This window comes from Candidatus Palauibacter irciniicola, from assembly GCF_965208695.1.
Classification (GTDB): domain Bacteria; phylum Gemmatimonadota; class Gemmatimonadetes; order Palauibacterales; family Palauibacteraceae; genus Palauibacter; species Palauibacter irciniicola.
This window is the reverse complement of record NZ_OZ242352.1, coordinates 3,206,671-3,218,980: the sequence shown is the minus strand read 5'-3', so window position 1 is coordinate 3,218,980 and position 12,310 is coordinate 3,206,671. Positions and strand designations below refer to the sequence as shown.

The window sequence follows — 12,310 nt, the reverse complement described above, 5'->3', positions numbered from 1 at the left end:
CCTACTCCTCCTTGCCGCCGTCGTTCGCGCCCGCCTTCGTCGTGATGTGGATCACCCCGCCCCGGGCCCGCTCGCCGTACATCTCGACGGCCCGTTCGCCCTTGATGATCTCGACGTCGGCGATATCGAGCTTGCCGAAGCTGACGTCCTCGAGCGTCACGTCGTCGGACTTGATGACGCCGTCGACGATGATGAGCGGATCGTCCGTGCTCACCACACGACGGGGCGTGCCATCAGCGTCGATGTATCCGCTCACGATGATGGCCCGCCTTCCATCGGACGTGAGCTCGCGTCCCGGGGTGGGCGCCACATCGCTGACAGTAAACTCCCGGCGGGCCTCCGCGCGGCCCTCCGCAACCGTGCCCCGAGCGCCCATTGCCCGGGCAGCTCCGAGCAGGAGATCCGCGGCCGCGTCGATCCGCTCGGGTGGAGAGTCGCTGTCGGCGGCGCCGTCCTTGGTCGTGATTTCGATCACGCCGTTCGCAGCCCGCTCGCCGTACAGCTCGACAGCCTTCGGTCCCTTGATGACCTCGACGTGGTCGATATCGAGGGCCTGGAGGTCTCCCAGGCTCGTGCCCTCGGATTGAATGACGCCGTCGACGACGACGAGCGGAGCGCCCTCATCGCCTACGGAAATGATACGAGCGGGGGGAGTGTCCGCGTCGGCCGCAATCTGGAAGGTGACCCATTGGGAGACCCAGACGTCGGTCGGCTGGTCGCGGTTCCTCGCGGGCTCGAAGCGCATCGTGGCCCCGACGTCGGCGGCGGCGGCGTCCAGGACGTCGCTGCCGCTGCTCGTCTTGAGCTCCGTGTTCCGAACCATGCCGGACGTGTCGATGTAGAGCCAGATCTCGACCCGCCCGCCGATTCCCGCTTCCTTGAGGTTCTGCGGGTAGGCCTGCACCAGCGCGTTCTGCACTTCCCCGGCGTTCTGAAGGACCGGAGGCCTGTCGAACGCGATGAAGGACGGCCGGTCGCCGCGCCCCACGGCCTCCTCGCCGGGCACCACCGGGGGCACCCAGTCACTCGCTTCGGCGGGCGAGGTCACCGTCGCGGTGGGCGCTTCCGGCGCGTTCGTGCCGCTCTCGGGTCCGGGGCAGCCCAGAACGAAGAGGACGGCGACCATGGCCAGCCCCGAAGCGCCCAGCGTTCGGAGCAGACGCATGTTGGCGGGCGGCTCGGTCATGCGGCGCAGGCGCCGCTCCACGGCCGGCTTCCGTTCGGCGAAGGCGGCCGCGGCGAGCAGCGACCCGGAGACGCGGCTCCCGACGGTGATGAGGGCGTCCGCGTAGTCGCGCCGCGATTCGCCGCGCCCGAGCACGCGACGGTCGCAGTCGAACTCGATCGCGAGCCGCAGCCGGGACACCTGCCACCACACGAGCGGGTTCCAGGGCATCAGGACGAGCGCGGTGACCGCCGCCGCGAAGAGCCGATGGTCGCCGGCGCGCTGATGCTCGCGCTCGTGGAGGAAGACGAGGCGGAGCAGCCGGTCGTCGAGTTCGGGGATCCACCTCGGCATCACGACGACCGAGCGCCGGATCCCGACGACGGCGGGCCCCCGCTCCTCGGAGATCATGACCGGCGATCCCGCCACGCGGCCCGGCTTCCACGTCCGCATCTCCGACCGCAGCCGGCCGTAGATCCGCCCGAGATAGCCGATCATGGCGGCGGCCAGGGCCAACCAGCCCCACCCCAGCACCGTGCTGACCGCCGCCGCATCGAACCCTCCACCGGCCGCCGCGGCCGTTGCGGGCGACGCCGGCGTCGCGGTCGCGACCGCCAGACCGTCCAACCCGGCCGGCGGAGCGGCCGACGATGCGCCGAAACCGGGAAGGAGTCCGGGCGCGAAGAAGGCGACGACGGGCACCGTCACGGACCCGGCGATCGCCGCGAACCACGCCCAGCGCACGGGCTTCCGGAAGTGGCCGAGCGCCCGTTCCGAGGCGAAGGCCGCCAGGGCGAGGAGTCCTGAAATCAACAAGCAGTATCCGATCCAGGCGATGACCATGTCCCTACTCCTTCGAGCTGAGGCGTTCGTCCACGAGACCGCGCAGGTTCTCGAGATCCTCCTTCGAGAGCGCCCGGTCCGAGACGAGGTGCGTGAGCAGCAGTTCGGGCGACCCCTGGAACATCTTCTGAACCAGCCGGCGCACCGCGCTCGCGCCGGCGCAGTCGCGCCCCACGAGCGTGTGATAGCGGTAGGCTTTCCCCTCCTGGGTGTGCCCCACGTACCCCTTCTCCTCCAGCGTCCGGAGGATCGTGAGCACGGTGGTGTAGGCCAACTCGTCGCCGAGGCGTTCCTGCACCTCCGCGACGGTCGAGTCCCCTCTCTCCCACAGCACCGCCATGAGGTCGAGTTCCCGCGTCGTGAACTTGATCTCCACGAGTTTGGTCCTTTCCCTCCCGAACCATCAGCGTCGCCTGCCCCGGCCGGCCACCAACGGAAACGCTGGCGGACCGGGCGAAGCGTCGTTCCCGATTCAGCGTAAACGCGCCGGGGCGCCGCTGTCAACTAGGTACGTAGTAGCAACGTCCGAGGGAGTCCGATTCGGACGCGGGCGGAGAGTTCCGGGTTACGCGCGCAGCCAGTTGTGTGCGAAGCGGACGAACCAGGAGGCGCCGGCCGACCGCAGGAAGCTGCAGGCCTCGCGTTGATCGCCGGGTCCGTTGGGTGGGGAATAGGTGCCGGCCAACACTCTCAGCTTCTCGGCGCTCAGCCGGTCGATCCCGGCGGTATGGTCGGCGGCTTCGATGAGATCGGCGACGGTTTCCCGGCGATCGCGAGTCCCCATCGCCGCGGCGCGAAACCAGGTCACCAGGTAGAGGTCGTCCTCCCCGACGCCATTGGAACCATCCCCCAGCAACTCGAGGCAGACGTCTACCTCGCGCTGGTCGTCGTCGGTCATGGCCAGGAGGCCGTTGAGTGCCCATGCTTGCGCCCCGAACGGATGTTGATCCGTATGCCCGGGACGCCGGAGTAACGGCTCCATGTAGTCTCGGCAACGAGCGTAGTCCCCCTTGAAGAAGAAGCACTGCGCCTGATTCAGCAGGGCGTAGGCCCGGGATTCGGGTGGAGTCTCAAGCGCCTCGTCCATTCGGCGGCAGCGGCCGAGTTCATCGAGCGCCCGCTCGAAGTTGCCGAGTTCGAGCAGGACCGCGCCCAGGTTGTTGAGGTTCGCGGATTCGTGCCGGTTCTCGTTGAGGGTCTCGGCGGTGTCTTCCAGCAACTGGAGGGCGTCGTGAAGCCGCGCCCCCCGCATGGCCACCCAGAACTCCGCGGCGGTAGCGGCCCTGAGGCCCTCGTAGCCGAGCCGGCCGAGCCCGTGACGATGGGTCTCGAGCACCAGGCGAGCCTCCGCGAGACCGCTTCGACCCCCGACCCGATGGAAGAGGAGCCGAAATGCGTCGCACCAGACGCCCGCGTAATCGGCGTCCTCGCGGACGATCCCGCGGAGATGCGTGCGAATCCTCTCGAAGCCGGGGTTCCCGGTGCCCCGCGACTCGGTATCCGTCGCCTCGAGCACGGCCATCTGCACGGTCAGCGCGCGGAGTAGCGCCGGGTCCGTCGCCTGACTGCGAGCTTCCGCCAGATTCTGTCGGCGCAACCCCGCCGTGAGGCGATCGCCCGTCGCCACGTCCGCCCGCGCCAACGCCAGTTGCACGCGGCTCAGGTCGTTTCCCGTGTCCGCAACCGCGGCGATCTGGTGCAGCACGCCCATGGCCCGCCGAAACCGTCCCCGCTGAAACTCGGCCTCCGAGAGGAGGAAACCGGAGCGCAGGCGATCGGTTCCGGCTGTGGCATGCTCGAACGCCAACGCCGCCGCCTGGCCCGCTACCGGAGACCGGCCTCTCCGCAAAGCCTCCTGCGCCACCTCGCACGCCACGCTGAACGCGCGAGAGGACTCTCCGGCCGCGACGAACTCGGAGGCGGCCGCCGCACGCGCGCCGAGACCCGCGTTCTCGAGGGTTCGAGCCGCCGCCAGGTGTACCTTCGTTCTCTCGCCCGGCCGCAGATTCCACGCGAGCGCGGCGCCGGCGAGAGGGCGACTCACCGTCCATTGGCCGGTTTCGGAGTGTAGCCAGCCCTTGGCCCGGAGCCCTCCAAGGGCCTCCCGACTCGAATGTCCGGCCACGACCAGCTCGGCGTGCGCGCGCGCAGGGTGCGTGAGCAACGCGAGCGTCGTCGCCAGCCGTACCTCCGCGAGCGAGAGGGTCTCCAGCTGACCGCCGACGAGCGACCGAACCTCGGCAGACCGCTCGTAGGCCAGTCGCCCGCCCGATTCCCGGTCGCTCGCGGTCGCGGGGCTGAACCCGTGACGCATCCACGCCCTGAGGATGGCTCGGGCCAGAGCCGGATTCCCTCCGGAGAGCCTCGCGCTCTCGACCGCCTGGGGAGGACTGCAGCCCCTCTCAGTGGCCTGAAGCGACGCCGCGCACACGTCGGTGGTGAGTGGATCGAATGGGATCACGAAGTCGACCAGACGCGCCGCTTCCGCCCGCCGAGCCACCTCCGGGTTCGAGAAGCCCACCACCATGTCGCCCGACAGATCGGCGGTCCGCATGACATCATCGATGGCGGCCCAGTCCCGAACATCGGCACTGATGACGATGAGCCGGGTCTTTCCGGGGTGTCGGCTCAACTCCGAGGCCAGCTTCTCCCGTTTCTCCGCAATATCGGGCGGGAGCCACCGCACCAACCCTCCACCGCTGGTTACGAGTCCGGCAAAGTTCCGTACGACATCCTCCCGCCCGAGACCTCGCTCGCCGGCCAGGACGAGCCGTACGGGCACGGCGCGGGACGAACGGAAAGCGACGCTCAGTTGGCGAAACTCGCTTCCTCGATCCGACATCGGCGGTTCGCGGCGCTCGCGGACGACGGGCGGCGCGGCGTCGAGCTGGTCCCTGGCCCACGCCGCCGTTTCCGTCAGCGTGGGGGCGCTGGCGACCCAACCGCATTTCTCCAACGCTCGGTAGTAGGCGAGGGCGGAGGCGTGGTCGCCCTTCATGCACAAGGCACGCATGAGGGTGCTGTGCGCGTGTTCGTCGAACTCGTTTTGTCTCACGAGCCGGAGCGCCGCCAGGCACGTCTGGTCCCAGTCCCCCCTCTCCTCAGCCGCTTGTTGCACGTTCTTGAGCGCCATGGCGACCAGGACGCGGCAACGCTCCCGTTCACCGTCCAGCCAGCGCTCGAACTCGTCGGCGCCCATGTTGAGCAGGCCGGGGGCGAACTCTCCCCGGTACAGATCGATGACGGTCTCGTGGTCTCTGGCCTCGAACGCTCGTTCGAAGGCGTCGAGTTCGTAGGTGACCCGCTTGGGGACGAGCCGGACCGTGCTGGCGTCCACGGCGATCACCGGACCGATGGACGACCGGATGTCGTAGAGCGCCTGGCTGAGCGAGTGCCGCGCCTTCCGGTCGCGACTATCCCAGAGCAGGTCGGCGAGCGTCTCCCGCATGTGAACGGTTCCGGGGTGCGCCACGAGATAGAGCAGGAGCCCCATGTGCTTCCGTGACCGCAGCGTGATCCTCGCCCCGCGTGCGTCCGAGGCCGCGACTTCGCCGAAGCAGCGCAGCGTGAGCATGTTCCTCCTTCCCGCGGTGATTGACCTGAGGCCGATGGTTCCGTCGCCTGGAAACGATCCTACGGGGAGGTGTGTATCAGGTATCAACACGCTGTGCCATAAGGGGATAAGGGCGTGCGGGCAAGTTCTTCGAGGCACACGGATACCCCCCAAAATGAGGGGAATGGACGACAGTTACGTGAGTGTGCCGAGCGCCTTCAGGATGGTTTCCTCGATCTCGTCCAGCAGGTCCGGCCAGTCGAGCGTGGCGGTCTTCGTCACGGTGATGAAGTTCTCGACGATGAGCAGGGCGCGGACGCCGTCCACCTCGAACAGGCGCGCGGCGAGCGGATCCTCGGCCGCGGACTCGGGATCGAAATAGCTGCGGCTCCCTTCGCCGGGGATATCGCGGTCCATCACGAACTTCGCCGCGTGCGGGTTCGGGGTTCCCTCAACCGTGATCTGGATGTCGGAGTCTGTCATCGGTCCGGAGTTGGCAGCCGTGGAACGATCCGATTGAGTATCGGCGGGCTGGGCTCGCTCGCAAGGTCTCCTTGCCCGGACTTCCGCCCGCGGGCACGATGCGAACGCGGACCCTCCGACCTGGATGTTCCATGATCGATCGCAGGCAACCCGGACTCGGCGCCGTCTTTTCCGTGGCGGCCCTGGCGACCCTCGCGGCGGCTGCGGCGGCGGCGGCGCAGTCGGACCCCGCCGGCCGGGCGCCGGATCGCGTCCTCGCCTTCCCGGCCCCGGTGGGCGAGGAACGGCTGGACGTGGACCGCGGGGCCATGGGGGCCTGGCACCGCATCCGCAAACTCGCCACGACCGCGAGCCTGCTCCACGTCACCGCGCACCCCGATGACGAACACGCCGGCATGCTCACGCTCGCCAGCCGGGGGTGGGGCGCCCGGACGGCCCTCCTCAGCCTCAACCGCGGCGAGGCCGGGGCGAACGCGATCGGCCCGGAACTCTTCGACGCCCTCGGCCTGATCCGCACCCGTGAACTCGTCCTCTCCGGCCGCTACTACGGCCTGGACGACCTCTACTTCACGACGGCGGTCGACTACGGCTACTCGAAGTCGGTGGACGAAGCCTTCCGCAGTTGGGACCGGGAGGCGGTGCTCGAGGACATGGTCCGCGTCATCCGCCTCAACCGGCCGCTCGTCGTCGTGAGCCGCTTTCACGGGTCGGCGCGCGACGGGCACGGCCACCACCACGCGGCGGGACTGCTGACGCCGGAAGCCGTGGCCGCGGCGGCGGACCCGACGCGCTTTCCGCGCCAGATCTCCGAAGAGGGACTCCGGCCCTGGCGGGTCCTCCGCACCTTCCGCGGGGGGGTTCGGGTCGATGAGCCGTACGATGTGGAAGTGACCGCGGCCGGGATGAGCCCGTGGCTCGGCGATACGTACCAGGACTGGGCCAGCCGGGGGCTCGGCCTGCAGCGTTCCCAGACGGCGGGGCGCGTGCGGACGGGCGGCGGCCGCTATTTCTACGAGCGCCTCGACGGTACCGGCGGCGGGACGGGGGCCGGGGCGCGCGCGACGACGAGAGTTGCGGATTCGTTTTTTGCGGGACTCGACACGACGCTGAGGGGGCTCCCCGCGCTCCTGGACGAGGCGGCCTCTCCCGAGGCGGACTCGCTGCTGGCCGAACTGGACCGCCTCGTGGGCGCCGTGGCGGAGGCGTTCGACTTCCGCGACCCGGAGCGCGCCGTCGCCGACCTGGCCCGCGGGCTGGGATGGGTCCGGGCGGCCATGGCCGCGCTGCCGGACGCTCCGGAGACGCGGTTTCACCTCTCGCTGAAGGAACAACAGTTCGAGGAAGCCGTGCTGGCGGCGAGCGGGACCACCGTGTCCGCGGAGCTTGCGGGGGGGCCGGGAATCGGCGGCGAGGCCGTCCTTGCGCCGGGTCAAACGGCCGCGGTCCACCTCCGGGTCGAGCCGCCGGAGTCCGCGGAGAGCGACGGGGTCACGGCCTGGATCGCCAGCCGCGGCGGCGAGATCCTGGCGCCGCCGAGCCGGATCGCGCGTCGGTCGGACGGCTCGACGGAGGCGATCGAGGTCCGGGGCCCGGCCGCGCCGGCCGCACCGTACTTCGGACGCGGGGACGTGTCGGAGAACCACTACCAGGTCTCGGACTCGGCGGACCTGCATCTCCCGTGGCGGCGGCCGGCGCTGGCGGCGGGCGTCGAACTCGCCATCGGGGGGCACGCCATCGCACACTCGGTTCCGGTCACGGCCCCCGTCGCGCGCCTGCCCTACGGCTCCGTGACCAGGAGGGTGGAGACGCTGCCGGTCCTCGCCGTCTCCCTGGCGCCGAGCGTGGGCATCGTACCGGTGGACGGCCCTGGCGGCGACGACGGCATGCCCGGGGAACCGGCCGTGGCGCCGATCGAGGTGCGCGCGCGGGTCGTGGCGAACGCGGCGCCTCTCTCCGCCACTGTTCGCCTCGAACTGCCGGAGGGGTGGACGACGATCCCCGGCACTCCCGGCATGGTGGAGCACGACTTCAGCAGTCCGGGCGAGATCGTGGACGCGGCGTTCCTCATCGCGCCTCCGACCGGATGGCGAGGCGAGGCGGAGGTCGCGGCCGTGGCCCGCGCGCGGGGAGTGGACCACCGCCGGGGATACCGGACCATCGAGCACCGGGACCTGCCGCTCGCGCGGCTCTGGCGCCCCGCCCGCATGCCGGTTCGGTCGGTTCCCGTCGCCGACCTGGACGGCGTGCGGGTCGGCTACGTGATGGGGGTCGGCGATGAAGTGCCGGCCGGGATCGAGGCGCTCGGCGCCACGGTCGAACTCCTGGACGAGGCCGCGCTCGCGGAACTGGATGCGGCCGGCGGCGCGGATTCCGGTGCCGAGACCGGGTTCCACGCGATCGTCGTGGGCACCCGCGCGTACGCCGTGCGCGAAGACCTCGTCGAACACAACCGGCGTCTCCTGGAGTACGCCCGCCGGGGCGGGCACCTCGTCGTCCTCTACCAGACGCAGGAGTACGTGCCTTCGGAGATGGCGCCGTATCCGGCTTCCCTTCCACGGGGAGCGGAGGAAGTGTCGGAGGAGGATGCGCCGGTCCGCCTGCTCCAGCCCGACCACCCCTTCATGACCGCGCCCAACCGGATCGCCGTAGCCGATTTCGACGGGTGGATCGAGCAGCGCGGCTCCAAGTTCTTCACCGAGTGGGATCCGGCGTACACCCCGCTCGTGGAGACGCACGATACGGGCCAGGCGCCGCAGGAGGGCGTCTGGCTCACGGCTCCGGTGGGCGAGGGGCGCTACACCTACCTCGCGCTCGCCCTCCACCGGCAACTGCCGTACGGAGTGCCGGGCGCCTACCGCATCCTCTCCAACGTCATTTCATGGCGCTGACCACGCTCGACTGGGTCGTCGTCTGCGTCTACGGCGCGATCGTCCTCGCGATCGGGTTCGGGTTCGCCCGGCGGGCGGGCGGCAGCGTCGAGGACTATTTCATCGCCGGCCGCTCGCTCCCCTGGTGGCTCGCGGGCACGTCCATCGCGGCCACGTGGTTCGCGACGGACGCCCCGCTCGCGACGGCCGCCCTCGTGCGCCGGCAGGGGGTGTACGGCAACTGGCTCTGGTGGTACGAGGCGGCGGGGATCCTCATGCTGACCTTCTTCTACGCGCGTCTGTGGCGGCGCGCGGGCGTCCTCACGGACGCCGAGGTCATCGAGATCCGCTACGGCGGCGCCCCGGCCCGGGCGCTGCGGGGCTTCTCCGCCGTCTACCAGGGCCTGCTCAAGAACGCCGTCGTCATGGGCTGGGTCATGCTGGCGATGGTGAAGTTCAGCCGGGTGCTCCTCGGCTGGGATCCCGCCGTGACGCTGACCGTGTGCGTCGGCCTCGCGCTCGCCTACACGGTCGCGTCGGGGCTCTGGGGCGTCGTCGTGACGGACCTCCTCCAGTTCGTCGCCGGCATGCTCGGGGCGATCACCCTGGCGGGGATCGTGCTCACGCGCTTCGGCGGGCCGGCGGCGATGGCGGACGCCGTGCGAGCCGTTCCGGAGGGCCCGCCCGGCGCCCTCGATCTCGTGCCGTCCGCCGGGACCGCCTCCACGCTCGAGATCGTCTCTTTCCTGTGCCTCATCGGCGTCCTGTGGCTGAGGAGCGGGCAGGGCGACGGCTACGTGGCCCAGCGCCTGTTCGCGACGCGGGACGAGCGGCAGGCCGTGAAGGCCTCGCTGTGGTTCGCCTTCGCGGGCACCGTGCTCCTCACCTGGCCCTGGATCGTGGTGGGCCTCGGGTCGCTGCTCGTCTTCCCGCCGACGGCCATGGACCCGGCGCTCGCCGCCGATCCCGAACTCGCCTATCCGATGATGATCCGGGAACTCATGCCGGCCGGGCTCCGGGGGTTGATGGTCGCCACCTTCCTGGCCGCGTTCATGAGCACGATGGACACGCACCTGTGCTGGGGGGCGTCGTACATGGTGAACGACGTCTACCGCCGCTTTCTGAGGAAGGACCGCTCCGAGCGGCACTACGTCGCCGCGTCGCGGATCATGGTCGTGCTGCTCGCGGTGGTCGCCGCGGGCGTGGCCTGGCAGATGGACTCGATCCAGCGGGGGTGGATCTACATCATCGAACTCACGGCGGGGGTCGCGCTCGTCTGGCTCCTGCGCTGGTACTGGTGGCGGGTGAACGCGTGGGCCGAGATCGCCGCCATGGCCGGCTCGGTGCTCCTGGCCAACGGGCGCGTCCTGGTCGGCGTTCTCGAACCCGTGCTGCCCGCCGCGGCGATCCAGGCCGCGGACGGCTTCTACGCGCCGGAGATGGACCTCATCCGGGCGGTCGTCATCCTCGTCGCCTGCACCGCGCTCTGGCTCGCCGTCGTGCTCGTCACCCGGCCCGAGCCGGACGAAGTGCTGGACCGCTTCTACCGGCGCGTGCATCCCGGCGGCTGGTGGCACCGGGTGGCCGAACGCACCGGCGTCCGCTCCACGGACCCGCCCGCGAGCCGCATGTGGCCGGGCTTCCTGCTCGGCGCGCTCTTCGTCTACGCGAGCCTGCTCGGCATCGGATACGTGCTCACGGGCCGGGCCGGCGTGGGCGCGCTCCTGATCGTCGTGTCTCTCGCGGCGGGGGCCGCCACGGTGCGCATCGCGCACGCGGACACCTCCGCCGCATCGCGCTCGCGGACTTCACCATGAGCGACCCCCTCAGGATCGTCCTCGTCGGAGCCGGCAGCCGCGAGTTCGGCCCCGCCTCCATCCGCGACATCCTCCTCAGCGATCCCCTGTGCGATCGGGAATTGAGCCTGGTCCTCGTCGACATCGACCCGTCGGAACTGCCCCGGACGCGGGCATACGCGGAGGCGGTGGCGGAGCGGCTGGGCCGGCGCGTCGCCGTGTCCGCGACGACGGATCTCGAAGCCGCGCTCCCCGGCGCGCGCGCGGTGGTCCTCGCCATCGAAATCAACCGCTACTTCTACTGGGCCCAGGACTTCCACGTCCCCCGCGCGTTCGGGTCCTCCCAGATCTACGGGGAAAACGGCGGACCGGGCGGCTTGTTCCACGCCCTGCGCAACATGGGTCCGGCGGTCGACCTGGCGCGGGCGATGGAGGTCCACTGCCCCGAAGCCTGGCTCATCAACTACACGAACCCGCTCACGAAGCTGTGCGAGGCCCAGAGCCGGCTCTCGTCCGTGCGCGTCGTCGGCCTCTGCCACGGCGTCTTCCACGGGATGGAACAGATGGCGCGCCTCCTGGAGTTGCCGGTCGAGCGCCTCGACGCCCGGGCCAGCGGGCTCAACCACTTCAGCTGGTTCGAGTCCGTGCGCGACCTGGAGACGGGCGAGGACCTCTACCCGAGACTCCGGCGCCGCGAGCGGGAGGCGCACTGGCTCCACGACTGGGACGAGATCGCGCTGAGCCGGATCCTGTTCCGGGTCTTCGGCCGCTATCCCAGCCCCGGGGCGAACCACATCGGCGAGTACCTGGGCTGGGCGCGTGAATTCCTCGGCAGCAGCCTCCTCCAGTTCTTCTACGACCCCGTGCACGGCGCCCCTTGGGAGACCGGAGAGACCCCGACCTGGCTCTACAACCTCGGCGAGAATCCGACCGACGTGCCCGCGTTTCCCGAGTCCCCGCTCCCCCGCGTGCGCGACGACGTCGACGACCCCGGCGGGGAGGACGAGAATCTCGCTCCGTCGGGCGAACTGGCGGTCCCGCTGCTCGAAGGCGTGCTGTGCGGGGTCGACACCCATCTCGACGCGGTGAACGTGCCGAACGAGGGATACGTACCGGGCCTGCCGGAGGGCGCTGTGGTGGAAGTCCCGGCCCGCGCCGACGCGAACGGGCTGCACCCCGCCGCCATGGAGCCGCTACCCGAGGGGATCCTCGCACTGCTTCGGACCCAGACGACGATCAACCGGCTGCTGGTCGACGCCTTCGCGGAGGGTTCCCGCGGGACGCTGCTCCAGGCGCTCTTGCTCGATCCCACGACGGACTCCTACCGCGCCGCGGTCCACACCATCAACGAGATGTTCCGCCTCCAGGCGGATGTGCTGCCCGAGATGGAGTGGTAGCGGGCGGGTTGTCGGGGGTCGACGTCTTCTACCAATTGTAGGATGTCCACGCGCCGCAGTCGGTCGCCGGGCAGGCGAGTCGGACCCGAAACGGCGAGTCGTCGGAGCGGGGCGCCCGGTGCTGCTCGACGCAGCGCACCATGCGGGCTTCGCACCGGGGGCAATCCGGTTCGCCGCCGGGACCGGCGTGCTTGCGGTCGCGCCGT

At 70.4% G+C, this 12,310-nt stretch carries 7 protein-coding genes; 3 read left to right on the top strand and 4 right to left on the bottom strand.

Annotated features, from left to right (window positions below):
* Nucleotide 1: 1 nt before the first annotated feature.
* The 4 genes from ACOGI9_RS13890 to ACOGI9_RS13875 all read right to left on the bottom strand — a co-directional run bounded on the left by ACOGI9_RS13890 (nucleotide 2) and on the right by ACOGI9_RS13875 (nucleotide 6,044).
* Complete coding sequence (locus ACOGI9_RS13890; RefSeq protein WP_419857705.1) at nucleotides 2-2,008, bottom strand: TonB family protein; 2,007 nt, start codon at nucleotides 2,006-2,008, stop codon at nucleotides 2-4.
* Between the two features lie 4 nt (nucleotides 2,009-2,012).
* Nucleotides 2,013-2,384, bottom strand: coding sequence for a BlaI/MecI/CopY family transcriptional regulator (locus tag ACOGI9_RS13885; protein ID WP_419857704.1), 372 nt, complete (start codon nucleotides 2,382-2,384; stop codon nucleotides 2,013-2,015).
* Nucleotides 2,385-2,573: 189 nt separating this feature from the next.
* On the bottom strand, nucleotides 2,574-5,582 hold the full coding sequence (locus ACOGI9_RS13880; RefSeq protein ID WP_419857703.1) for a BTAD domain-containing putative transcriptional regulator: 3,009 nt from the start codon (nucleotides 5,580-5,582) through the stop codon (nucleotides 2,574-2,576).
* 174 nt (nucleotides 5,583-5,756) lie between these two features.
* Nucleotides 5,757-6,044: a NifU N-terminal domain-containing protein gene (locus tag ACOGI9_RS13875; protein WP_419857702.1), complete on the bottom strand. Its 288-nt coding sequence runs from the start codon at nucleotides 6,042-6,044 to the stop codon at nucleotides 5,757-5,759.
* Nucleotides 6,045-6,175: 131 nt separating this feature from the next.
* Here ACOGI9_RS13875 and ACOGI9_RS13870 point away from each other — a divergent pair, with 131 nt between their 5' ends.
* From ACOGI9_RS13870 to ACOGI9_RS13860, 3 genes are read left to right on the top strand one after another with little or no spacing between them, the layout of a single operon-like run.
* Entirely contained in the window at nucleotides 6,176-8,932 is a 2,757-nt protein-coding gene (locus ACOGI9_RS13870; protein ID WP_419857701.1) for a PIG-L family deacetylase, read from the top strand.
* The gene (locus ACOGI9_RS13865; protein WP_419857700.1) at nucleotides 8,923-10,728 is read left to right on the top strand and encodes a sodium:solute symporter family protein; all 1,806 of its coding nucleotides are present in this window, start codon (nucleotides 8,923-8,925) and stop codon (nucleotides 10,726-10,728) included. The genes ACOGI9_RS13870 and ACOGI9_RS13865 overlap by 10 nt, the downstream gene beginning before the upstream one ends.
* Nucleotides 10,725-12,104 carry an alpha-galactosidase gene (locus tag ACOGI9_RS13860; RefSeq protein WP_419857699.1) on the top strand — a complete coding sequence of 460 codons (1,380 nt, stop codon included), beginning with the start codon at nucleotides 10,725-10,727 and terminating at the stop codon, nucleotides 12,102-12,104. The genes ACOGI9_RS13865 and ACOGI9_RS13860 overlap by 4 nt, the downstream gene beginning before the upstream one ends.
* The last annotated feature ends 206 nt before the right edge of the window (nucleotides 12,105-12,310 follow it).